Annotated in this window: 23 protein-coding genes; 13 read left to right on the top strand and 10 right to left on the bottom strand. The window is 63.7% G+C overall.

What is annotated here, in order from left to right; translation table 11 throughout:
- Positions 1-284: 284 nt before the first annotated feature.
- Positions 285-875, bottom strand: coding sequence for a TetR/AcrR family transcriptional regulator (locus tag YH64_RS10070; protein ID WP_046803794.1), 591 nt, complete (start codon positions 873-875; stop codon positions 285-287).
- Positions 876-983: 108 nt separating this feature from the next.
- Here YH64_RS10070 and YH64_RS10065 point away from each other — a divergent pair, with 108 nt between their 5' ends.
- On the top strand, positions 984-1,739 hold the full coding sequence (locus YH64_RS10065; RefSeq protein WP_046803793.1) for an SDR family oxidoreductase: 756 nt from the start codon (positions 984-986) through the stop codon (positions 1,737-1,739).
- Positions 1,740-1,760: 21 nt separating this feature from the next.
- Here the strand turns inward: YH64_RS10065 and YH64_RS30170 are convergent, their stop codons facing one another.
- Complete coding sequence (locus YH64_RS30170) at positions 1,761-2,174, bottom strand: hypothetical protein (protein ID WP_185975362.1); 414 nt, start codon at positions 2,172-2,174, stop codon at positions 1,761-1,763.
- Here YH64_RS30170 and YH64_RS10060 point away from each other — a divergent pair.
- The 12 genes from YH64_RS10060 to YH64_RS10000 all read left to right on the top strand — a co-directional run bounded on the left by YH64_RS10060 (position 2,173) and on the right by YH64_RS10000 (position 14,257).
- Complete coding sequence (locus tag YH64_RS10060) at positions 2,173-2,922, top strand: NADPH-dependent F420 reductase (RefSeq protein ID WP_046803792.1); 750 nt, start codon at positions 2,173-2,175, stop codon at positions 2,920-2,922. The two genes, YH64_RS30170 and YH64_RS10060, sit on opposite strands and share 2 nt — an antisense overlap.
- Positions 2,923-3,554: 632 nt before the next feature.
- The gene (gene groES, locus YH64_RS10055) at positions 3,555-3,842 is read left to right on the top strand and encodes a co-chaperone GroES (protein ID WP_006221616.1); all 288 of its coding nucleotides are present in this window, start codon (positions 3,555-3,557) and stop codon (positions 3,840-3,842) included.
- Positions 3,843-3,879: 37 nt separating this feature from the next.
- Positions 3,880-5,520 (top strand): chaperonin GroEL, encoded by a 1,641-nt coding sequence (gene groL, locus YH64_RS10050; protein ID WP_046803791.1) that lies wholly within the window; start codon positions 3,880-3,882, stop codon positions 5,518-5,520.
- 290 nt (positions 5,521-5,810) lie between these two features.
- Entirely contained in the window at positions 5,811-6,734 is a 924-nt protein-coding gene (locus YH64_RS10045) for a YihY/virulence factor BrkB family protein (RefSeq protein WP_046803790.1), read from the top strand.
- Between the two features lie 127 nt (positions 6,735-6,861).
- Positions 6,862-7,839, top strand: a complete 978-nt coding sequence (locus tag YH64_RS10035; protein ID WP_046803789.1) for a LysR substrate-binding domain-containing protein — start codon at positions 6,862-6,864, stop codon at positions 7,837-7,839.
- A 163-nt stretch (positions 7,840-8,002) separates the two neighbouring features.
- Positions 8,003-8,554 (top strand): 3-hydroxyanthranilate 3,4-dioxygenase, encoded by a 552-nt coding sequence (locus YH64_RS10030; RefSeq protein ID WP_046803788.1) that lies wholly within the window; start codon positions 8,003-8,005, stop codon positions 8,552-8,554.
- 28 nt (positions 8,555-8,582) lie between these two features.
- Positions 8,583-9,584, top strand: coding sequence for an amidohydrolase family protein (locus YH64_RS10025; protein ID WP_046803787.1), 1,002 nt, complete (start codon positions 8,583-8,585; stop codon positions 9,582-9,584).
- Between the two features lie 59 nt (positions 9,585-9,643).
- Positions 9,644-10,819 (top strand): ABC transporter substrate-binding protein, encoded by a 1,176-nt coding sequence (locus YH64_RS10020; protein WP_046803786.1) that lies wholly within the window; start codon positions 9,644-9,646, stop codon positions 10,817-10,819.
- Between the two features lie 40 nt (positions 10,820-10,859).
- A complete protein-coding gene (locus tag YH64_RS10015) occupies positions 10,860-11,780 on the top strand; it encodes a branched-chain amino acid ABC transporter permease (RefSeq protein WP_046803785.1) in 921 nt (306 codons plus the stop codon).
- 10 nt (positions 11,781-11,790) lie between these two features.
- Positions 11,791-12,777, top strand: a complete 987-nt coding sequence (locus tag YH64_RS10010) for a branched-chain amino acid ABC transporter permease (RefSeq protein WP_046803784.1) — start codon at positions 11,791-11,793, stop codon at positions 12,775-12,777.
- Complete coding sequence (locus tag YH64_RS10005) at positions 12,774-13,550, top strand: ABC transporter ATP-binding protein (protein WP_046803783.1); 777 nt, start codon at positions 12,774-12,776, stop codon at positions 13,548-13,550. Before YH64_RS10010 ends, YH64_RS10005 begins: the two co-directional genes overlap by 4 nt.
- Positions 13,547-14,257 (top strand): ABC transporter ATP-binding protein, encoded by a 711-nt coding sequence (locus YH64_RS10000; protein WP_046803782.1) that lies wholly within the window; start codon positions 13,547-13,549, stop codon positions 14,255-14,257. The genes YH64_RS10005 and YH64_RS10000 overlap by 4 nt, the downstream gene beginning before the upstream one ends.
- Before the next feature lie 10 nt (positions 14,258-14,267).
- On the opposite strand, the gene YH64_RS09995 is transcribed toward YH64_RS10000, so the two are convergent.
- From YH64_RS09995 to YH64_RS09960, 8 genes are all read right to left on the bottom strand, one after another.
- A complete protein-coding gene (locus YH64_RS09995) occupies positions 14,268-15,320 on the bottom strand; it encodes an Ldh family oxidoreductase (RefSeq protein WP_046803781.1) in 1,053 nt (350 codons plus the stop codon).
- A 12-nt stretch (positions 15,321-15,332) separates the two neighbouring features.
- A complete protein-coding gene (locus YH64_RS09990; RefSeq protein WP_046803780.1) occupies positions 15,333-16,853 on the bottom strand; it encodes a mannitol dehydrogenase family protein in 1,521 nt (506 codons plus the stop codon).
- A 164-nt stretch (positions 16,854-17,017) separates the two neighbouring features.
- The gene (locus YH64_RS09985; RefSeq protein WP_046803779.1) at positions 17,018-18,553 is read right to left on the bottom strand and encodes a UxaA family hydrolase; all 1,536 of its coding nucleotides are present in this window, start codon (positions 18,551-18,553) and stop codon (positions 17,018-17,020) included.
- 40 nt (positions 18,554-18,593) lie between these two features.
- A complete protein-coding gene (locus YH64_RS09980; RefSeq protein ID WP_046803778.1) occupies positions 18,594-19,460 on the bottom strand; it encodes a fumarylacetoacetate hydrolase family protein in 867 nt (288 codons plus the stop codon).
- Positions 19,461-19,526: 66 nt separating this feature from the next.
- Positions 19,527-20,273: an SDR family oxidoreductase gene (locus YH64_RS09975; protein WP_046803777.1), complete on the bottom strand. Its 747-nt coding sequence runs from the start codon at positions 20,271-20,273 to the stop codon at positions 19,527-19,529.
- Positions 20,274-20,287: 14 nt separating this feature from the next.
- The gene (locus tag YH64_RS09970) at positions 20,288-21,697 is read right to left on the bottom strand and encodes a TRAP transporter large permease (protein ID WP_046803776.1); all 1,410 of its coding nucleotides are present in this window, start codon (positions 21,695-21,697) and stop codon (positions 20,288-20,290) included.
- A gap of 57 nt (positions 21,698-21,754) precedes the next feature.
- Positions 21,755-22,399 carry a TRAP transporter small permease gene (locus tag YH64_RS09965; protein WP_185975361.1) on the bottom strand — a complete coding sequence of 215 codons (645 nt, stop codon included), beginning with the start codon at positions 22,397-22,399 and terminating at the stop codon, positions 21,755-21,757.
- An 84-nt stretch (positions 22,400-22,483) separates the two neighbouring features.
- Positions 22,484-23,458: a sialic acid TRAP transporter substrate-binding protein SiaP gene (locus YH64_RS09960; RefSeq protein WP_046803775.1), complete on the bottom strand. Its 975-nt coding sequence runs from the start codon at positions 23,456-23,458 to the stop codon at positions 22,484-22,486.
- Positions 23,459-23,481 lie beyond the last annotated feature (23 nt).

The raw sequence follows: 23,481 nt of genomic DNA, 5'->3' as shown, positions 1-23,481 counted from the left end.
ATTTGAAGATGTGTCTGGCGAAGCGGCCTTGGGCAAGGTAATTCAAGCGCTAGCAAGCAGTGAGATGTCTGAGCAAAGCAGAACAGGTACGAACAGACCACGGAGTTCAGAAAGCACAGGACTGGCATGGAGGCTCACGGCGCCTTCCATCTTACTAAACAGCATCCTGCTCGTACGTTCTGATCATGCTTACCAACAATGAGCACTACCTTGTTTGCCTGCTTCGCATCCGTCATCAGCATCGAAAGCCGATAGTTGAATCGCGGGGAATGCAACCTAGCGTCTTACGCGGACCGCGCCGGCGCGCCCGCGCGTAGTCCTTCCATAACAAAGTCCATGAGCCAGACGAGACGCGGTTTCCACTCATCGTTGACATTGATCTGCCAAATACCCGCAATGGCCAGAAAAAAGTCATCCGTGGTGATGCCAGGACGAATGGTGCCCGCCCTCTCGTTTGCATCAAGTAAGGACTGGGCTGCGTTGACCACGGGAGCATAGCTCTCCTTTCCCGCACAGCTTCCCACATTCGACACCTCGCGAATTGCATTGGCCAAGCCAGCCTTGTTCATGGCGTACTCGGCGAGGCGAGTCATCCATTCTCGTAATGCCTGGTCGGGCGCGCGAGTCTGAAGCAGGTGTTCAGCATATTTTGCGACCTGCAGCATCTCGTAGCGATAGACCTCCATCACCAGCGCCTCTCGGGTCGGAAAGTGGCGATAGAAAGTCCCTTGTCCTACGCCGGCCTTCCTAGCGATCGCGCTCAGAGGAACGTCTGCACCCTGGGCCAGTTCCTCCAAGGCGACCGCCAAGATGCGCTCGCGGTTAAGTAGTGCGTCGGCGCGTGCAGGGCGCTCAACCTTTTGTGACTGTGCCACTTGTCCTCCTCCAAGGCGCCATTGATAAACGGACAATTGTCCGGTAAACTTTTTTTCCGGACAATTGTCCGTTTAAATTCTAGCCGCTCTACCACTTCGGAGAAGCATATGAAGCCGTCCGGCAATACCGTCCTTATCACGGGTTCCACTTCGGGCATAGGGCTCGGTCTAGCGATACGGTTACATAAGGCGGGCAACAAGGTTCTCGTCACAGGGCGGCGCAATGCGTTGCTACAGCAGATCGCGACCGATCACCCCGGAATCGAGGCTATCGAGCTTGATGTGGCCGATGCCACGTCCATCGCCCGAGCGAGTGAGCTAGTGGCCGCGCGTTACCCCGACCTGAATGTCTTGATTAACAACGCTGGCATCATGCCACGCGAAGATGCGATGAATCGCGAGTCGCTTAGGGCTGCGGAAGATACCGTCGCGATCAACCTCTTGGGCACCATCCGGATGACCTATGCTTTCTTGCCGCAACTTGCGAAACAGAAAGATAGTGTCCTCATCAATGTTAGTTCCGCATTGGCATTTGTTCCATTCCCCATAGCGATGACATACAGCGCCACCAAGGCGGCTGTTCATTCGTTCACCGAAGGCTTGCGTGCGCAGCTCGCCAACACCTCCATACGCGTCATTGAATTGGCGCCGCCTGGTGTGCAAACGACGTTGTTTGGTCAGGAAAACGACGAGCATGCTATGCCTCTGGAAGACTTCCTCGACGAGACGCTCGCCCTTTTGCACGGCGAACCCACACCGCGAGAAATCATCGTGGAGCGGGCCAAATATTTCCGTACTGCCGAGGCTGCTGGTAACTATGAAGCAGCCTTGGCAATGCTGTCCGCATGGCAGGACCCAAGCTGAAGCATTAAGTTATGAATCAGGTCATTGCACAGCAATAAAGTTGACTACGCCGACCGGTGACTGATCCGGCTGAGGTGCCGGGCCCCGCGAAGTCTCGGCGAACGGCTCACGGATCAGTTCATCCAAACGGCGGGATGCCGCGAACAGGAGCAGTGGGGAATCAACATGTCCAGGCAAAAGCTCCAGCCGATCAATCTGAAAGGGCGCCATGTGGCTGCCAGCGGTCTGCTTGCGCTCCCGCCTCCGGAACAGGCCCAGCCCGTGATATTCCAAGCCGGCGCCGCTGATGGCTTCCGGCTGATCAAGCTTGCCCAATCCACCGTCGATGGAATCTAAGTGACCGGCAAGAACTAAGAACTGCGGGACACGATTGTCTCCGGTTCCTCTGCAAGGTTGCACAGCAAGATGAACCAAGTGAAAGGGAGTAGGAATCATGAAAGTAGGCATTCTGGGCACCGGCAATATCGGAAAGACACTTGTCCGTGAATTGACCAAAGCGGGTCATGAGATCAAGGTTGCGAACTCCCGTGGCCCTGAAACAATCGACAAGCAGCTACTGGCTAACGGCGCCCGCGCGACAGCCGCTCAAGACGCGGTGAGGGACGTGGACGTGATCATCCTCTCGATCCCGTTTGCGAGCCACTCGAAAGTCAAATCCCTTCTCGCGGGCGTCCCGGAAGAAACGGTGGTGATCGACACAGCCAACTATTATCCAGTGCGGGACGGCGCGATCGAGGCGATTGACGCGGGCCAGGTGGAAAGCCTCTGGGTAGTGGAACAATTAGGCCGGCCGATCGCCAAGGCGTGGAACGCGATAGGGGCGCAAGCATTCGCCGAATTTGGAATGGCGCCGGGCAGTCCTGATCGTATCGCGATACCCGTTGCTGCCGATCGCACAATCGATCGAGAAGTGGCGATGCGTCTGGTCGAAGAGACGGGCTTCGACGCATTCGATGCTGGATCGCTCGCGGATTCGTGGCGCCAGCAGCCTGCTGCGCCGGCTTACTGCACCAACCTTAAAAAGAAGGAGATGGCAGCGGCTCTCGCAGCGGCCGAGAAGGCTCGCCTCCCGAAACGCCGTGATTTGGTGTCCGCGATTGTGCAAGAACGCTTCGGTCTTGCGAACTTGAGCAATTCCGATGCCGACTTCCTCGAAAAGCTCAACCGGCTCATCTATATGTAGGCCGCTGTGTCGGCTGTCTTTGAGCAAACTGGCCTTTTTCGCTTAACAACGAGTGAAGGAGTCCACTTGCCCCGTTAGAGCCCCCCTGTTTCTCACGCTGTGTACGCCCCGATTCCCTAGATACCTGTTCGTGTCTTCTCCGGTTTGGGGCTATGTTGAGCAAGTGACTTGCCGACGAGTTCAAGGCCAAGGCGATCCTGCTCACCAAAGTGGCCTACAGGTGAACTTGCTGGTGAACAAGTCGGCGCGCTTGTCGTAGCCGATGGTCTGGAGGGCGATCTCGAACAGCAGCTTTGCCACGAAGAGCTCCTACTTGGAGCTCTTGTCTTTTATGGCCCTAGTCCAAGCCAATTTGCTGCGAAGTGCCTTGCCATGATCTGCAAGAGCCGAGGCTGGTATTGCTTAGCTACCAACTTGAATGAACCCAATCTCAGGTTGAATGAAATTCGACATGAGGCTCGGTGACCGGCTTCGACAAATGGGGCCACCCCCCAAATATGTAACAGCCGCCCCTCCCCCCCTTGAACCCTGCAACATCATCCCTATAATTAGCACTCGACACCGGTGAGTGCTAACAGCCCTCCCGGGGCTAACCGATCATTCACTTTCAATCAAGTAAACAGGAGTTCCTCATGGCCTTGCGTCCCCTGGGCGATCGCGTGATCGTCAAACGCCTCGAAAACGAGCGCAAGACTGCCTCGGGCATCGTCATCCCCGACAGCGCCGCTGAAAAGCCTGATCAGGGCGAAGTCGTGGCCGTCGGCCCCGGCAAGAAGACCGAAGACGGCAAGATCCTGCCGGTCGACCTGAAGGCTGGCGACAAGGTTCTGTTCGGCAAGTACGCCGGCCAGTCCGTGAAGGTTGATGGCGAAGAACTGCTCGTCATCCGCGAGGACGAAATCCTCGCCGTGGTTCAGTAAACCCCGCCTCAAACGAATTTTCGAAGGAAGCTAAGAAATGGCTGCCAAGCAAGTATTGTTCGGTGACGACGCCCGTGTGCGTATCGTCCGCGGCGTGAATGTTCTCGCCAACGCTGTTAAGACCACCCTGGGCCCCAAGGGTCGCAACGTCGTGCTGGAGCGCTCGTTCGGCGCCCCGACCGTGACCAAGGACGGCGTGTCCGTCGCCAAGGAAATCGAACTGAAGGACAAGTTCGAGAACATCGGCGCACAACTGGTCAAGGACGTTGCCTCCAAGACCTCCGACAACGCCGGTGACGGCACCACGACCGCCACCGTGCTGGCTCAAGCCATCGTCATGGAAGGCCTGAAGTACGTTGCCGCCGGTTTCAACCCGATCGACCTGAAGCGCGGCATCGACAAGGCTGTCGCCGCTGCCGTGGCTGAACTGAAGAAGCAATCCAAGCCGGTCACGACCAGCAAGGAAATCGCTCAAGTCGGTTCGATCTCGGCCAACAGCGATGCCTCCATCGGCCAGATCATCGCTGACGCGATGGACAAGGTTGGCAAGGAAGGCGTCATCACCGTCGAAGACGGCAAGTCGCTGGAAAACGAGCTGGACGTCGTCGAAGGCATGCAATTCGACCGCGGCTATCTGTCGCCCTACTTCATCAACAGCCCGGAAAAGCAAGTTGCCGTGCTGGAAGATCCGTTTGTCCTGATTTTCGACAAGAAGATCAGCAACATCCGTGACCTGCTGCCCGTGCTGGAACAAGTTGCCAAGTCGAGCCGTCCCCTGCTGATCATTGCAGAAGACGTCGAAGGCGAAGCGCTGGCCACCCTGGTTGTGAACAACATCCGTGGCATCCTGAAGACCACCGCCGTCAAGGCTCCGGGCTTCGGCGACCGCCGCAAGGCCATGCTGGAAGACATCGCCATCCTGACGGGCGGCACGGTGATCTCCGAAGAAACCGGCATGTCGCTGGAAAAGGCCGGCCTGGCTGAACTGGGCCAAGCCAAGCGCATCGAAGTGGGCAAGGAAAACACGACGATCATCGACGGCGCTGGCGACAGCAAGTCGATCGAGGCTCGCGTCAAGCAAGTCCGTATCCAGATCGAAGAAGCCACGTCCGACTACGACCGTGAAAAGCTGCAAGAACGCGTGGCCAAGCTGGCCGGCGGCGTTGCCGTGATTCGCGTTGGCGCTGCCACCGAAGTCGAAATGAAGGAAAAGAAGGCTCGCGTCGAAGACGCCCTGCACGCTACCCGCGCCGCAGTGGAAGAAGGCGTTGTCGCTGGTGGCGGTGTTGCACTGCTGCGCGCCAAGCAAGCCATTGCTGAACTGAAGGGCGACACGCCTGACCAGAACGCCGGTATCAAGCTGATCCTGCGTGCTGTGGAAGAACCGCTGCGCACCATCGTCACGAACGCCGGCGAAGAAGCCAGCGTCGTGGTCAGCAACGTGCTGAACGGCAAGGGCAACTACGGCTACAACGCTGCAACCGGCGAGTACACCGACCTGGTCGAGCAAGGCGTTCTGGATCCCACCAAGGTGACCCGCACCGCCCTGCAAAACGCTGCCTCCGTCGCCAGCCTGCTGCTGACGGCTGAAGCCGCCGTGGTCGAACTGGCCGAAGACAAGCCCGCTGCCCCGGCCATGCCGGGTGGCATGGGCGGCATGGGCGGCATGGACTTCTAAGTCCCGCTTTCCTTGCACGGCCTCCCCGGCGTCAAAACCGGGGAATGCAGTATCTGAAAAACCCCCGGACCTTCGCCCCGGGGGTTTTTCTTTTTGTGCGCCCATCCTGTTGTGCGCTCCTGCCCGCTACCGACGACGGATTCGGCGGCCGGCCACCGTACACATTGCCTGTTGTTTCCAGCGCACCCGTTATCTCCCGGCGCGAACACGTTTGCGCACAAACTCGCGGTTTCCCCCAGGCGCATGCGTCCCTACAATGAAGATTCCTTCGCCCACGCCGCCCCAGCCCTATGCGCCTACCCCAGAGCCTGCGAGCCTTGCGTCCGTCCGAGATCGGCGGGCTGCTGATGGACTCCGCCAACCAGTGGTCAAACCACCGCGCATCCAGCAAGGGCGCCGCGCTGGCGTTGTACATGGTGTTTTCATTGGCGCCGATGCTGATCCTGGTGATCGCCGTGGCCGGCGCGTTCTATGGCGAAGACGCGGTACGGTCAGAGCTTTTCTTGCAGATGCGCGACCTGACCGGCGAACGCGGCGCGGAAGTCATCCAGACGGTGTTGGCCAGCGCGCATGAATCCGGCGGCGGGTGGATTGCCGCGCTGATTTCCATTTTTGTGCTGATCTTCAGCGCCACCACCGCCTTTGCCGAACTGAAGGCCAGCCTGGACGATTTGTGGGAAGTGCCCGCCAACCAGAAGGGCGGCATCCAGGGCATGGTGCGCAGCCGCATGCTGTCGTTTGGCCTGGTGCTGGTGCTGGCGCTGTTCCTGTTGGTGTCGTTGACGGTGAATGCCGCGCTGGGCGCTGCGCAAAAGCTGTATGGCGACCTGTGGATGGCGTCCACCGTCGCCAGGGTGGTGGATTGGGCGTCGACGCTGTTTTCGTTTTCGGTGGTGGTCGCGCTGTTTGCGGTGATCTTCAAGTTGCTGCCCAGCGCAAAGATATCCTGGCGCGACGTGATCCCGGGCGCCATCGTGACGGCCGCGCTGTTCCTGGTGGGCAAATGGGGCATCGGGCTGTACCTGAGCCGGGGCGCGGCCGTGTCGGCCTATGGCGCGGCGGGTTCGCTGATCGCCCTGCTGCTGTGGATCTACTATTCCGCGCAGATCTTCTTCTTTGGCGCGGTGTTCACGCGGCAATTCGCGCTGCGCTTCGGCGATGCCGCGAAGCCTGCCGTGTCGGACCCGGGCGCTGCGGCCCCCCCACAACCCTAGACCGGTAGATACAATCGCGTCTACCGCGAGTTCTTCGACGCTGATGGCCCCGCCCGCACACGCGCTGCGGTGCATCCGTTGCCGCACCCGCACTTGCTGATTTCAATCAAGGCGGGCGCCTCCAAGCATGTCGAACTTCCGCATCACGCCCAATGCGCTCAGCCATAAGCTGAAGCTGCATCAATTGCAGATCTTTGAACGCGTGCTGGCGCGCCGGTCGCTGTCGCGCGCGGCCAGCGAACTGCATCTGACCCAGCCCACCGTCACCAAGGCCATCCACGACCTGGAAGCCTTCTTTGGCGCGACCTTGTTCGAACGGTCGAACCGGGGCGTTACGCCCACGGAGCTTGCCCTGGTGCTGGGGCGTCGCGTGCATGCCATGTTGGCCGAGGTGCGCTACATGGCCGACGACATCGACGCGGTACTGGGCGGCGCCAGCGGCCACGTGGTGGTGGGCACGCTGATCGCCGCGTCCGCCAAGCTGCTGCCCGAAGCCATTGCCCGCATGATGACCGACCACCCGGGCATCCAGGTCACCGTGCGCGAAGGGCCGTCGGCGCAGTTGCTGCCCGCGCTGGCCACGGGCGACGTTGACATCGTCGTGGGCAGGTTGCCCGGCGCCGACATGGCGTCGATATCGGGCGTGGCGGTCGACCATCACAAGCTTTATCGCGAAGCGCTGTGCCTGGTGGTCGGCGCGCAGCATCCCATGGCCGCCGCGCAAGAGGTCACGCTGGCGGACCTGGCCGACCACATCTGGATTCTGCCCGCGCCCACCTCGCCCCTGCGCGCTTCGGTTGAGCGCACGTTTTTCGACGCGGGCCTGCGCCTGCCCGCGCGCCACGTGGAATCCCTATCGCTGCTGACCAACATCGGCATCCTGATGCACAGCGACGCGCTGGCGCTGATTCCCTACGACGCGGCAGCGCAGTTCCTGTCCATGGGCTTGCTGGCGCGCCTGCCTACGACGGTGTTCGGAGACTTTGGCGACGTGGGTTATTCCGTGCGCGCCGATCGTCCGATGACGCCCGCTTGCCAGCGGCTGGTGCAATACCTGCAAGCCATCACGGCGCAGCGCGAACCGGGATCGGCCCGCCGCGCATAACGCGCGGATAACGCGCGAATATCGCGCGCGGGCCAGGCGCGCCCGTTTCCCTACGGGAAACCCCGCGATAGATAAGCCGCATATCCAACCGCGCAATTTCTATTATTCCCTCGGCGCGCTCGCCCCCTAGACTTCATCAAACCAAGCCTCCCCGGAGATCCTCATGCCCGCCTACGGCCCGCCGTTGAATTTCCAGCGCTGGATCGACGATCACGCGCATCTGCTCAAGCCGCCCGTGGGCAATCAGCAGATCTGGCAAGACGCCGACTTCATCGTCACCGTGGTCGGCGGCCCCAACCACCGCACCGATTATCACGACGACCCGTTGGAAGAATTCTTCTACCAATTTCGCGGCAACGCCTGGTTGTCGCTGTGGGTAGACGGCAAGCCCGAACGTGTGGATTTGAAGGAAGGCGACATCTTCCTGTTGCCGCCGCATGTACGCCATTCGCCGCAACGCCCCGAAGCCGACAGCGCCTGCCTGGTCATTGAACGCCAGCGCCCCGTGGGCCTGCTGGATGGCTTTGAATGGTATTGCCCGCATTGCGGCCACCTGGTGCACCGGGTTCAAGTGCAGTTGAAAAGCATCGTCACCGACCTGCCACCGCTATTCCAGGCGTTCTACGACAGCACCGACAAGCGCACCTGCCCCGGCTGTGGCCAGGTCCATCCCGGCAAAGGCCACGCGCCCGCCGGACAAGCCGTGTCCGCCTAGCACCCCAACTCTTGCGAAGCCGTTATCCATGATTCAGAAAATCGACATGCATGCCCATTTCTTTCCGCCGATCACGCGGCAGGAAGCGGCGGCGCTTGATCCCGTGCACGCGCCCTGGCTGCGCCCGGACGCCGACGGCGCCACCGGCCAAATCATGGCGGGCGATCGCGAGTTCCGACCGGTGGACGCCACGCTGTGGGATCCGGCGCTGCGCATCGAGCAGATGGATCGGCATGGCGTGGACGTGCAAATCCTGTGCGCCACGCCGATCATGTTCGGCTACACCTACCCCGGGCAACTTGCCGCCGACTGGGCGGCCCGCATGAACGACCTGGCGCTGGAACACTGCGCCCATGCGCCCGCGCGCTTGAAAGCGCTGGCGCAGGTGCCGCTGCAAGACCTGGACCTGGCTTGCAAAGAAGCGTCCCGCGCACGCGCCGCCGGCCACCTGGGTGTACAGATCGGCAACCACGTCGGCCCGCGCGACCTGGATGACGACACGCTGGTGCAATTCCTTATCCACTGCGCCAACCACGACATCCCGGTGCTGGTGCACCCGTGGGACATGATGACCGATGGCCGCATGAAGAAATGGATGCTGCCCTGGCTGGTGGCCATGCCCGCCGAAACGCAGCTGGGCATTCTGTCGTTGATTTTGTCCGGCGCCTTCGAGCGCATTCCGCGCAGCCTGAAGCTGTGCTTCGCGCACGGCGGCGGCAGCTTCGCCTACCTGCTGGGCCGCGTGGACAACGCCTGGCGGCACCGCGACATCATCCGGCAAGACTGCCCGCGCCTGCCCTCTTCCTATACCGACCGCTTCTACACCGACAGCGCCGTGTTCGACCCGCGTTCGCTGCGCCTGTTGATTGCCGTGATGGGCGAAGACCGCGTGCTGCTGGGTTCCGACTACCCCTACCCGCTGGGCGAACAGGAAGTGGGCCGCCTGGTGGCGCACGCGGAACTCGCGCCCGAGGTGCAGCAAAAGATCCTGTTTCGCAACACGATGACGTTTTTTGGATTGCAGCCGTAACCCCTGCGCGAGGCAAGAGACCACGACCGTGACACACGGCAACTCAAGGGAAAAAAAACATGAAACGCACCACCACACTGGCCGCCGCCGCGGCCCTGGGCCTGGCCCTGTCGGGCGCCGCGATGGCCGACGTGAAGATTGGTTTGTTGACCACATTGACCGGCCCCGGCTCCGTGCTGGGACAGGACCAGCTGGACGGTTTCATGCTGGCCGTGGACCAGGGCGGCGGCAAGCTGGGCGGCGTGCCGGTGCAGGTCATCAAGGAAGACGATCAGTTCAAGCCCGAAGTGGGCGTGCAGGCCGCGCGCAAGCTGGTGCAAAGCGACAAGGTGCCGATCATTACCGGCGTGGTGTATTCCAACGTGATGCTGGCCGTGGTGCGGCCCGTCACCAGCGCGGGCGTGTTCCTGGTGGGGTCCAACGCGGGGCCGACCAACCTGGCGGGCAAGGACTGTTCGCCCTATTTCTTTTCCACGTCCTGGAACAACACGCAGCGCCATGAAGGCAGCGGCGAAATGGCCAACCAGATGGGGTTCAAGAAGGTCTACCTGCTTGCCCCCAACTACCAGGCGGGCAAGGACGCGATGGCCGGTTTCAAGCGCTTCTACAAAGGCCAGATTGCCAACGAGGTCTTCACCCAGGTCAACCAGCCCGACTACTCGGTAGAGCTGGCGGCGCTGGCCGACGCCAAGCCGGACGCGGCGTATGTGTTCTTTCCTGGCGGCATGGGCGTGAACTTCATCAAGCAGTACCGGCAGGCCGGGCTGTTCGGCAAGATACCGCTGTTGTCGGTGGACACCATCGACGGGGCCACGCTGCCCGCGCTGCAACAGGATGCGCTGGGCGCCGTGACCAACGTGCCGTATTCGCCGGACCTGGACAACGGCGCCAACAAGGCGTTTGCCGCCGCGTTTCGCCAAAAGTACGGACGCGAACCGTCCAGCTACGCGGCGCAATCGTTCGACGCGGCCCAGCTGATCGGCTCGGCGCTAAAGAAAACGGGCGGCAAGGTCGACGATAAGGACGCGTTGCGCAAGGCGCTGGAGGCGGCCGACTTTGCCTCGGTGCGCGGGGAATTCCGCTATCAGCCCAATCACTTTCCGGTGGCCGGATTTTTCCGCGCCGACGTGCAGGCCGGTGCGGACGGCAAGGTGGCGTTCGTGAACAAGGGCCCCATCTTCGCGGACCTGTCCAAAGTGTCCGACCAGTACGCCGCGCAATGCGTAATGAAGTGATGCGCAGGGCCGCGCCGGCCCCGCGCCAAAGGTGACAACCATGTCCGCGACGCTGCTGCTTGTGCAGGCCTTGAACGGCTTGCAGCTTGGCATCCTGCTGTTTCTGCTGGCCGCCGGCCTGACGCTGGTGTTCGGCATCATGAACTTCATCAACCTGGCGCACGGGTCGCTGTACATGATGGGCGCGTTCATCGCGGCCACCGTGTTCCGCCACACCGGGTCGTTTCTGCTGGCCGGCGCCGCCGTCATCGCAGGCATGGCGGCGCTGGGCCTGCTGCTGGACCGCATCGCGTTGGCGCGGCTGTATCCGCGCGACCACCTTGACCAGGTGCTGGCTACCTTCGGCTTCATCCTGTTCTTCAATGAGCTGACCCGCATCATCTGGGGCCCCGCGCCCATCAGCATGGGGCTGCCGTCGTGGCTGTCGGGCACCATCGACATCCTGGGCGTGACCTATCCGCTGTACCGCTTTTTGATCATCGTGGTGGGCTTGCTGGTGGCCGGCGGCTGCTATGTGCTGATCCACCGCACGCGGCTGGGCATGTTGATCCGCGCGGGTTCCACCGACCGCATGATGGTGGGCGCGCTGGGTGTGAACATTGCGCGGCTGAACACCTTGCTGTTTGTGCTGGGCGCGGTGCTGGCCGGGCTCGCGGGCTTGATGGCAGGCCCGATCCTGTCGGCGCAGACGGGCATGGGCGAACCCATCCTGATCCTGACGCTGGTGGTGATCGTGATCGGCGGCATCGGCTCGGTGCGCGGCGCGTTTCTGGCGGCGTTGATGGTGGGGCTGATCGACACGCTGGGCCGCGCGCTGTTGCCCACCCTGTTGCGCGCCACGCTGCCGCCCGCCGCGGCCAATGCCGCCGGGCCCGCCATTGCGTCGATGCTGATCTACGTGGTGATGGCGCTGGTGCTGGCCATGCGGCCGCAGGGCCTGTTTCCCGTCAAGCATGGATAAGGGGCATCGCATGCACATTCCGTCCGCGCGCTTTCTGGTTGCCACCGCCTTGCTGGTGCTGCTGGCCTTGGTGCCCGCGTACGCCCACTGGCAGGGCGAACCTTTCCTGCTGGCCTTGTTTGGCCGCGTGCTGGTGTACGGCGTGGCGGCGCTGGCCCTGAACCTGTTGCTGGGCTTTGGCGGCATGGTCAGCTTTGGCCATGCGTTGTACCTGGGCCTGGGCGCGTATTCGGTGGGGGTGATGTCGCACTACGGTATCGAAAGCGGCTGGCTGCATCTGGCGGGAGCGCTGGGCGCGTGCGCCGTGGTGGGCTTGATCAGCGGGTTCGTCGTGATGCGCACCTCGGGCATCGCCTTCATCATGATTACGCTGGCGTTCGCGCAGATGTTCTACTTTCTGGCCACAGGGCTGGACGGCTTTGGCGGCGACGACGGCATGTCCTTGTTTACGGGCAGTGACTTCGGCGCGTTCCGGCTGGATACGCCGCTGGCGCTGTACTACGCGGCTTTCGGCGTGCTGGTGTTGGTGCTGGCGCTGATGCATCGGCTGATCCACGCGCCGTTCGGCATGGCGTTGCGCGGCTGCCAGGCCAACGAACGGCGCATGCGCGCGCTGGGCTTTCCCACGCTGCGCTACCGGTTGGCCGCCTACGTGTTGTCGGCCATGATCTGCGGCGTGGCGGGCGTGCTGCTGGCCAACCTCACGATGTACGTATCGCCGTCCTATCTGGCATGGACCACGTCGGGCGAATTGATTGTGATGGTGGTGCTGGGCGGCATCGGCACGCTGTTCGGCCCCGTTGTCGGCGCGCTGGCCTTCCTGCTGTTGGAAGAAGGGCTGAAGCTGTTGACCGGGCATTGGATGCTGATCATGGGGCTGTTGATCGTGGGCGTGGTGCTCGTGTCGCGGCGCGGCGTGTATGGCAGCTTGCCCGACACGCCCTGGCGTCGCCACCCCGCCACGCCGCTGGGTCAGCCTTCCGGAGAACCGCAATGAGCGCGCTGCGTGTTGAAAACCTGGTCAAGCGTTATGGCGGATTAACGGTCACGGACAACTTGTCGCTGGACGTGCAAGCGGGCGAATTGCATGCGGTGATCGGCCCGAACGGCGCGGGCAAGACCACGCTGATCGGCCAACTTAGCGGCGAACTTCGGCCCGATGCCGGGCGCGTGATGCTGGATAACCGCGACATTACCCGCATGCCCGTGCACACGCGGGTGCGCCATGGCCTGGCCCGCTCGTATCAGATCACCTCGGTGTTCAAGCCGTTCACCGCTTTGGAGAACGTGGCGATGGCAGTGCAGGCGCGGCGTGGCCACAGTTTTCGCTTCTTCAAGCCCGTGCTGGGCACGCCCGCGCTGACGGAGCCGGCCCGCGACGCGCTGGCGCTGGCCGGCTTATCGGCCCGCGCCAACACCCCGGCAGGCGAGCTTGCGCATGGCGAACTGCGGCAACTGGAGCTGGCGATGGTGCTGGCTTGCCAGCCGTCACTGCTGTTGCTGGACGAGCCCATGGCGGGCATGAGCCAACACGAATCCGAAGCCATGACGCGCCTGCTATTGCAGCTGCGCGGCCGCTACACGATCTTGCTGGTGGAACACGATATGCAAGCCGTCTTCGCGCTGTCAGACCGCATTACGGTACTGGTCTACGGCAGCGCGCTGGCTTGCGGCACGGCCGACCAGATCCGCAACGACCCGCACGTGCGCGAATGCTATCTGGGCAGCGAACGCGCCAGCGCCCGCCGCAAGCAAGAGGCCGCCGCATGAGCCCCCTGCTATCGCTGCGCGGCGTGACGGCGCACTATGGCGCCAGCCAGGCACTGTTCGGCATCGACCTGGTAATTGGGCCGGGCCAATTCGTGACGCTGCTGGGCCGCAACGGCATGGGCAAGTCCACCACCGTGAAAACCGTGATGGGCCTGGCGCGCGCCACCACGGGCAGCATTGTTTTTGATGGCCAGGACATCAGCCGGCTGCCGTCCTACAAGGTGGCGCAATGCGGCATCGGACTGGTGCCCGAAGGGCGGCATATCTTCCCGAACTTGTCCGTGCGCGAAAACCTGATTGCCACCGCGCACAACCGCCAGGGCCTGGCGCAACCGTGGTCGTTGGACCGGGTGTACGCGCTGTTTCCGCGCTTGGCCGAACGCGCGCGGCATCTGGGCAGCCATTTGTCCGGCGGCGAACAACAGATGCTGGCAATCGGGCGGGCGCTGTTGACCAACCCGCGCTTGCTGATTCTGGATGAAGCCACCGAAGGGCTGGCGCCCGTGGTGCGCGAAGAAATCTGGCAGGCGCTGGACAGCCTGAAGCAGACCGGGCTGGCCGTGCTGTGCATCGACAAGAACCTGGAGCCGCTGCTGGCCACCGCCGACCATCACGCCATTGTCGAAAAGGGGCGCGTGGCGTGGACGGGATCATCGCAAGCGTTTCTGGATGACGAGCCCCGGCTGTTGCAGTACCTGGGGGTGTAGGTCCGCTTGCTCAGACACGTTGCGCGGGCAGCGGCACGCCCAGGCGCAGGCTCCAATCCTGCATCTGCGCCCACAAGGCGGGCGGCACGGGAATGCCGTCTTGCCGGCGCGCGGCCTCGGCCGCCGCTTCAGGGTCGCCCGGCATGCGCGGCGCGCCCGGTTGCGCCGAGAGTTCCATCGCCATTGCCGCCACCACGCCCGCCAGCGCCGCGCCGCCCGCGAAGCGATCCGGATCGATCACGATAAAGAACGCACCCAGCTCGCGCGGGCGCTGCAATTGTTCATACATGGGCGAGATATGCGGGCCAAACGGGTTGCCGTTCAACGGGCCGCACAGCAGCTCGATCATCATCGCCAGGCCGTAGCCCTTGTAGCCGTATTCTTCGCCGCCCAAAGGCCGCAGGGCGCGCACGGCGTCTGCGTCCGTGCAATCCCGCCCGGCGGCATCAAGCGCCACCCCGGGCGGCAACGCCACGCCATCGCGGCGCGCGTTCATGACGCGGTTCCACGGAATGGCGGTGGTTGCCATGTCCAGACACAAGGGCTGCGCGCCTGCGCGCGGAAACGCCAGCGATATCGGGTTGGTGCCAAAGAACGGCTGATGGCCGCCATGCGGCGCGGCAATCGAATCCGAATGGGTGAACGCAATGCCGATCAAACCTTGCCGTGCCGCCGCGCGGCTGTACAAGCCGACGGCGCCGCAATGCGAAGAATCGCTGACGCCCACGGCGGCGATGCCCGCTTCGCGCGCCAGCTCAATGGCCAGCGCGTTGGCCCGGTGCGCCACGATGATGCCCTGCCCTTGCCCGCCGTGCAGCTGCGCCGTGCCGGGCCCGGTCCGGTCGATGCGAATGGCGGGGCGCGGCACGATCGAGCCATGCGCGACGCGGTTCAGGTAGTGCGGCAGCCGGGCGATGCCGTGCGAATCAATGCCCCACAAACTGGTCTGCGCCAAGCTGGCCGCCAGGCAGCGCGCGTCTTCATCGCTGAAGCCTTGGGCGTGCAGGCAGGCGCTGCCCCAGCGTTCCCATTCATCGGCATCCACTCGGCTTTGCCCAGACATGCGGCGCTCTCCTCAGGTAGCGGCTTGCACGGCGTACAGCACGCCATGCTGGCGCAGGTTTTCCAGATGCGTGCTTAGCGCGGCCACGAAGTCGGGCACGCGGCCCAGGTTGCCGAACACCGGCTTATATCCCGCCAGCACCATCGCGCGGCGGTGCGCCGATTGCGCGGGCGCGGACGCGCGGGCGGCGACCTCGGCGCGCGACAGCAGCTTGGCAAGCCGCGCGGCCAGCGGGTCGTCGATGGCGTAGCGCCCGCCTTGCTCGTCCTCGCCACGCAGATAATGCAGCCACGCGGCCACCGCCAGGGATAGGCGCTGGATGTCGTCGCCCGCGCGCAAGCGGTCGCGTATGGTTTCCAGCAGCCGCTGCGGGATTTTTTGCGAGCCGTCCATCGCCACTTGCGGGATCGGATGCGGCAGCGCGGGGTTGGCGACCCGTTCCAGGAAGCGGCGGCGGTATTCCTCCAGCCCGCCGTCCGGAATGCCCTTCAACGTAGGCGCGATTTCCAGCCGCATCATGGCATCCACGAACGCATGCAGCGCGGGCGTCTGCACGGACTCGCTGACCGTCCGGTGCCCCAGCAGCGCGCCCAGGTAGGCGAAGGCGGAATGCGGGCCGTTCACCATTCGCAGCTTCAAGCGTTCGTAGGGCGCGGCGTTACGCACGAAGGTGGCGCCGCCCTGCGTTTCCCAAGCCGGACGGCCGGCGGCGAACTTGTCTTCGATCACCCAATTCAGATAGGGCTCGCCCACCACGGGCCAGGCGTCTTGCACGCCAAGCTTGTCCGCGATGCGCCGACGGTCATCGTCATCCGTGCCCGGCACGATGCGGTCCACCATGGAATTGGGAAAGGTGCAGTGCTTGTCGATCCAGCCCGTCAGCGCGACGTCCACACGCAGCGCAAAGGCCAGCACCAGGTTGCGCAGCAGGTCGCCGTTGCCGCGCAGGTTGTCGCACGACATCAGCGTGACGGGCGGCAAGCCGCGCTCGCGGCGCAGCGCCAGGCCATGGACCAGAATGCCGATGGTGCTGCGCGGACGATGCGGGTTTTCAAGGTCGTGCAGGATGTCGGGGTCATCCCAGCGCAGGTGGCCCGTGGCCGGCTCGTGGCTGTAGCCCTTTTCGGTCACGGTCAGGCTGACGATGCGGGTCTGCGGATACGCAATCCGCTCAAGCACGGCGTTGGGGTCTTCTTCGGCCACCATCACGCGCAGCACCGAGCCCACCACGCGCAGCTGCTCGCGCGCCTGGCCGTCGGGGCCGCCGTCGCGCAGGGCCAACGTGTACAAGCCGTCTTGGGGCGTCAGCGCATCGCGCGTGTCGGGCCGGCGCAACGACACGCCCAGAATGCCCCAGCTAAGATCGCCGCTGGCCTCCATGGCCAGGTCCGTCATCACCGCCTGATGCGCGCGATGAAAGGCGCCCAAGCCCAGATGCACGATGCCGGGCGTTAGCCGGCTGCGGTCATAGATGGGTTTTTCCACGTCTGCGGGCAGACGCGGCAACGACTCCGTATTCAAACGTTCAAGCATGGTTGACCAGGGGCGGAAGGCGCCATGCACCTGTCGGGTGACCGGCCAGTCGGCGCGCGGGTGAGGATATCCCCAGACACAGAATTGTTCGATGCCCGGACAGTGACAAAATGCAACACCACCATCATCATGATCCTCGTCGCCGGTATCCGCGGGCCGTTCGCCTACATCACCGCGCCCAGCTGCCACGGCACGAATTCGTTCTGGCCATAGCCGTGTTCTTCGCTGCGGGTGCGCCGCCCCGAAGCGGTTTGCAGCATCAGCTGGAAGATGCGTTCGCCCATCTGTGCCACGCTTTGCGCGCCGTCCACCACTTCGCCGCAATTGATGTCGATATCGTCGGACTGGCGCTGCCACAACGCGGTGTTGGTCGACAGCTTTAACGACGGCGCGGGCGCGCAGCCATACGCCGAGCCGCGCCCGGTGGTAAAGCAGATCAGGTTGGCGCCGCCCGCGACCTGGCCGGTGGCCGATACGGGGTCATAGCCCGGGGTGTCCATGAACACCAGCCCGCGCGAGCGCACGGGCTCGGCGTATTCGAATACGTCGGTCAGGTTGGTGGTGCCGCTTTTGGCGATGGCACCCAACGACTTTTCCAGAATGGTCGTCAGCCCGCCCGCCTTGTTGCCGGCCGACGGGTTGTTGTCCATCTCGGCATCATTGCGGGCGCAGTAGTCTTCCCACCAGCGCACGCGCGCCAGCAGTTTGTCGGCCACGGCCGGGGTTTGCGCGCGACGCGTCAGCAAGTGTTCGCCCCCGTAGATCTCGGGCGTTTCCGACAGGATGGCGGTGCCGCCGTGGCGCACCAGCAGGTCCACCGCGGCGCCCAGCGCGGGGTTGGCGCTGATGCCCGAATAGCCGTCGGAGCCGCCGCATTGCAGGCCCACCGTCAGATGGCTGGCCGGCACGGGCTGGCGCTGCACCTGGTTGGCCTGCTCCAGCATGCGTTCCACCAGTTCGATGCCGCGCGCCACCGTCTTGCGAGTGCCGCCGGTGTCCTGGATATTGAAGGTGTGCAGCAGGCCGCTTTCACGCAGGCCCTCTTGTTCCATCAAGCCGCCGATCTGGTTGGTTTCGCAGCCCAGCCCCACCACCATCAGCCCGCCGAAGTTGGCATGGCGTGCATAGCCGCCCAGGGTCCGGCGCAGCACCTTCAAGGGTTCGCCCTCGCTGCCGGTGGCGCAGCCGGCGCCGTGCGTCAGCGCCACCACGCCGTCCACGTTCGGACAGGCGGCCAGCGCATCGGGATGGATGTCGCGGCGGAAGTGGTCGGCGATGGCGCGCGCCACCGTGGCCGAACAGTTCACGCTGGTCAGGATGCCGATGTAATTGCGCGTGGCGATGCGGCCGTCGGCGCGCACGATGCCATCGAAGGTGGCGGGTTCGGCCACGTACTCGGTGGGGCGCGCGCCCTGTCCCACGGCGTAGTCGCGCTGAAACGCCGAGAATTCCAGGTTCTGCGTGTGGACGTGCTGCCCGGCCGCAATGGGCTGGCGCGCCACGCCGATGATCTGGTTGTACCGGCGCACCGGCTCGCCCGCCGCGATGGCGCGTACGGCCACCTTGTGGCCGGGCGGCACCAGCCCTTGCACCGTCACCCCTTCGCTTTCCAGCCGCGTGCCGCTGACCAGCTGGCGCCGGGCGATCACCACGTTATCCGCCGGGTGGATGCGTATGACGGCCGTATCGTTGTGGGACATGAAGACTCCGGAAAGTAAGGGGTGCGGGGCGGACGAGCGATCAGCCGTCGATCAAGGCCGGGTCCCAGGCATGCACGCGCTGGCGCTGCTCGCCCAGGCCGGCGATGCCCAGCTTGATCTCGTCGCCCGCCTTCAGGTACACGGGCGCGGGCTTTTGCCCCATGCCCACGCCGGGCGGCGTACCGGTGCTGATCAGGTCGCCCGGATACAGCGTCATGAAGCGGCTGACATACGCCACCAGCTGCGCCACGCCAAACACCATGGTGCGCGTGCTGCCGTTCTGATAGCGCTTGCCATTCACTTCCAGCCACATCTCCAGGTCTTGCGGGTTGGGGATTTCGTCGGCGGTGGCCAGCCATGGGCCGATGGGGCCGAAGGTGTCGCAGCCCTTGCCCTTGTCCCAGGTGCCGCCGCGTTCGATCTGGTATTCGCGTTCGGACACGTCGTTGACCACGCAATAGCCGGCCACGTGCTTCATGGCGTCGGCCTCGCTGACGTAGCGCGCCTTTTCGCCGATGACCACGCCCAGCTCGACTTCCCAATCAGTCTTGATGGAATCCTGCGGCAGCACGACGGGGTCGTTGGGGCCGACGACGGCCGACGTGGGCTTCATGAAGATGACGGGCTCGGCCGGCACGGGCAGGCCCGATTCGGCGGCGTGGTCGGCGTAGTTCAGGCCGATGCAGATGAACTTGCCCATGCCGCTCCAGGGCGGCGCGATGCGGCCCGGGTTGGCCACCAGCGGCAGCGTGGACGCGTCCAGCGCGCGCAGTTCGGCCAGGCGCGCGGACGTCAGCGTTTGCGCGGTGATGTCGGGCAATACGGAAGACAGGTCGCGCACCTTGCCCTGGTTGTCGATCAGGCCGGGCTTTTCAGAGCCCTTGGGGCCATGGCGCATCAGTTTCATATCGGTTCCTTGTTGCGGAAATAGAAATAGGAAATAGGAAAGAGGAAATAGGAAATAGGGAAAGCTTCAGTTCGTCCAGCCGCCGTCGATCACCTGGGTGGTGCCCGTGGTGAAGGCGGATTCGTCGCTGGCAAGATACACCGCCAACGCGGCGATTTCATCCGTACGGCCGATGCGGCCCATGGGTTGACGGGCGGTAAACGCGGCCTGCACGGCGGCAATCGTCTGCCCGCTAGCCGCGGCCTGCGCTTCAATGCGCTGATGCAGCGACGGCGATTCGACGGTGCCCGGGCAGATGGCATTGCAGCGGATGCCTTGCGCCACGAAGTCGGCCGCCACCGCCTTGGTCAGCCCGATGACGGCGGCCTTGGTGGCGCCGTAAGCACAGCGGTTGGGCGCACCCTTGATGCTGCCGGCCACCGACGCCATGTTCACGATGGAGCCGCCCCCGCGCGCCAGCATGCCCGGCAGGCACGCGCGGATCAGCCGATACATGGACCGCACGTTCAGGTTGAATGAAAAGTCCCACGCGTCCTCGTCGCAGTCCAGGATGGTGCCGGCGTGCACGAAGCCCGCGCCGTTGAACAACACGTTGACCGGCCCCGCGTCTTGCGCCAGCGCGGTGATGGCGCGCCCGTCGGTCACGTCCACCACTTGCGTGCGGCAGCCCGACAGCGTCTGTAGCGCGGCCGCGTTGATGTCCACGGCCAGCACGTTGGCGCCTTCTCGCACAAACGCCTCGGCCACGGCGCGGCCGATGCCCTGGCCGGCGGCGGTGACGATGGCGGTCTTGCCTTGCAGTCTTTCCGACATGAGTGCGTCCTTTTTTATTTGCCGGCCATGCCCATTGCGGTGGGCAGCCACAGGGTGATCTGGGGGATGTAGGTAATGGCGATCAGCGCCACGAACAGCGGCACCAGCCACGGCAGGATGGCCATGGTGGTGCGTTCAACGGACAGCCGCGCCACGCGCGCCAGCACGAACAGCACCATGCCCATGGGTGGATGCAGCAAGCCGATCATCAGGTTCAGCGTCATGATCAAACCGAAGTGAATCGGGTCGATGCCCAGCTTGAGCACGATGGGCAGCAGGATGGGCACCAGGATCGTGATGGCGGCGATGGTGTCGATGAAGCAGCCCACGATCAGGATCAACACGTTGGCCATCAGCAGGAACACCCACTTGTTCTGCGTCACGCTGAGGATGGCGTCGGTCAGCGCCTGTGCCGCTTGCGTGGTCGTCAGCAACCATGCAAACACCGACGCGGCCGTCACGATGAACAGCACGGACGCCGTGGTCTCGATGGTGTCGAACGTCGCCTTGGCCAGCGTGCGCAGCGTCATCGAGCGGTAGCGCACCAGGCCCAGGAACAGCGCCCAGATCACCGCCGCCACGGCCGCTTCGGTAGGCGTGAACCAGCCCAGCGTCATGCCGCCGATCAGGATCACGGGCGCCATCAACGCCATCACCGCCGAAAAGTTGAAGCGCCAGTCCAGCACCAGCAATGCCACGAATGAAATTCCCGTGGCCACGTTGGGCGACACGCCGGCCAGCGTCATCAGCCAGATCGAAAAAGGAAACGCCAGCACGATCAGCACTTCCAGCCCGGCGCCGGCCAACCGCTTCCAGTTGAAGGCGACGTCGCCGCCCCAGTTGTTGCGGCGCGCGTAGTACGCCACGGTCAGCATCATCAATATCGTCAACACGGCGCCCGGAATCAGGCCCGCCAGGAACAGCGACCCGATCGACACGTTGGCCATCATGCCGTAGATGACAAACGGCAAGGACGGCGGAATGATGGGCCCCAGCGTGGCCGACGCGGCGGTGACGCCCACGGCGAATTCGGTTTCGTAGCCATGGTCTTTCATGGCCTTGATTTCGATGGTGCCCAGGCCCGCCGCGTCGGCGATGGCGGTGCCCGACATGCCGGCGAAGACCACCGAGCCGATGATGTTGACCTGCCCCAACCCGCCGCGCATCCAGCCCACCAGCGCCACCGCGAAGTTGTAGATGCGGCCGGTGATGCCGGCAATGTTCATCAGGTTGCCGGCCAGGATGAAGAACGGCACGGCCAGCAGCGGAAACGACTCCACGCCGGCGATCATGCGCTGCGCCACCACCACGTCGGGCACGCTGCCCGAGATCAGCACGAACAACAGCGACGCGCCCGCCATGGACACCGCCACCGGCAGGCCCAGAATCATCAACAGCAGAAAGGTTCCAATCAATGTGCCCATGGCATGCTCCTGGAAAGGCACTGCAACGTCATAGGGGCCAAGCCCCGGCGTGTCGGATCAATCCTGCGACTCATAGGCCGCGGGATTTTCCAGGATGGAATAGCCTTGTCGCCAGTTCTGCACGGACACCTGCATCGACCGCACGAACATCATGGCAAAGCCCGCCAGGGCCAGCCAGTACACATAGGACTTGTTCCAGAACAGCGTGGTCATGGGCTCGTCGCCCACCAGCACGATGTAGCGATACGTGAGCCACACGGCATAGCCGAAGAACACGGTGCGCAGGATGTCGATGACGGTGGCCAGCACGCGCCCCACCGGCTTGGGCAGGTAGCGGTAAAGGAAGTCGACCTGAATGTGGCGGCAGGCGCGCACGCACATGGCGGCGCCCAGAAACACCACGCCGATCAGGCAGTACACCGCCAATTCCTCGGTCCACGCGAACGAATCGTTCAACACGTAGCGGGAAAAAAATTGCAGGAAGACCAGGCCGGACATTACCCAGAAAATGCCCAGGCAGATCCAGTCTTCCGGCTGATAGCCTGCCAGGCTGACTTCGTGCTGGTCGGCCTCTTCGAAGCTATGGACGATGTCGTCCACGCTGGTCTGGTGCGGGCCGGAAGATGACGTTGCGTGGCTTTGCGGCGGCGTCGGGCCGTGGCTTACGGCCGCCATCGGCGCCGCTTTCGCGTTGGAGTGCATGACGTTCCCCTGATCGGAATGGGTAAGGTGGGGCGGGCCGGCAAGGCCCGCCCACGCGGGCGCTTACCGGGGGCCTACCCGGACTTACTTCACCGCCTGGATCTTTTCCCAATCCGATTTCTGATAGCCGTACTGCTCGAACGGCACCTTCTCCAGCACGGTCTTGCGGAAGTCGTCGATGTTGACTTCGGCCACGTTCAGACCGCGTTTCTTGAACACTTCAACCATCTTCTTTTCGCTGGCGGCCACTTCGGCCGACGCCTTTTCGGCCGCCTGCTGCGAGACCTCGGCGAAGATCTTCTTGTCTTCGTCGGACAGGCTCTTCCACAGCTTGCCCGAGATCACCGTGTTCAGGTGATCGACGATGTGGCCGGTCAGCACGATGTTCTTCTGCACCTCGTAGAACTTCTTGGCCTCGATGGTGGTCAGCGGGTTCTCCTGCGCTTCCACGGTGCCGTTCTGCAAGGCCAGGTAGACCTCGGCGAATGCAATGGGCGCGGTGTTGGCGCCACAGGCACGCGGCATGGCCAGGTAGGCGGCCACGTCGGGCACGCGGATCTTCATGCCCTTCATTTCAGAGCACTTGGTGAAGGCGCGGTTGGACGTGGTCTGGCGCGTGCCGTAGTAGGTGGTGGCGACGATGTGGTTGCCGCTTTTCTGGTCGTAGCCGCCCGTCAGCTCTTTGTAGATGTCGCTTTTGGTGTAGGCGATCAGGTGCTCGGGGTTGCGGAAGGTGTAGGGGTAGTAGGTGACGCCGATGCGCGGGAAGCTCTTGGCGGCGAAGCTGGAGCCGGAAATGATCATGTCCACCGTGCCCAGGGTGAGGCCCTGGTTGATGTCGTTTTCCTTGCCCAGCTGAGAGGCGGGATAGACGTCGATGTGATAGCGGCCGTTGGTGCGTTTTTCGATTTCCTGAGCCGCCCACACCGACGAGGTATGGAAGGGTTCGGACGTCTCGTACACATGCGCCCATTTCAACTTGGTTTGCGCCAGCGCGCTGCCACTGACGGCCAGCGCGACGGCGGCAAACAGCACTTTGATAGCGTTGCCTTTATTCATGTTGTCTCCTCTCTTTGAGGTAG

The organism is Achromobacter sp. LC458 (assembly GCF_001005835.2).
In the GTDB taxonomy this organism is placed as follows: Bacteria; Pseudomonadota; Gammaproteobacteria; order Burkholderiales; family Burkholderiaceae_B; genus Achromobacter; species Achromobacter spanius_B.
The sequence above is the reverse complement of the archived record's forward strand: the minus strand, read 5'-3'. Positions and strand labels throughout refer to the sequence as shown.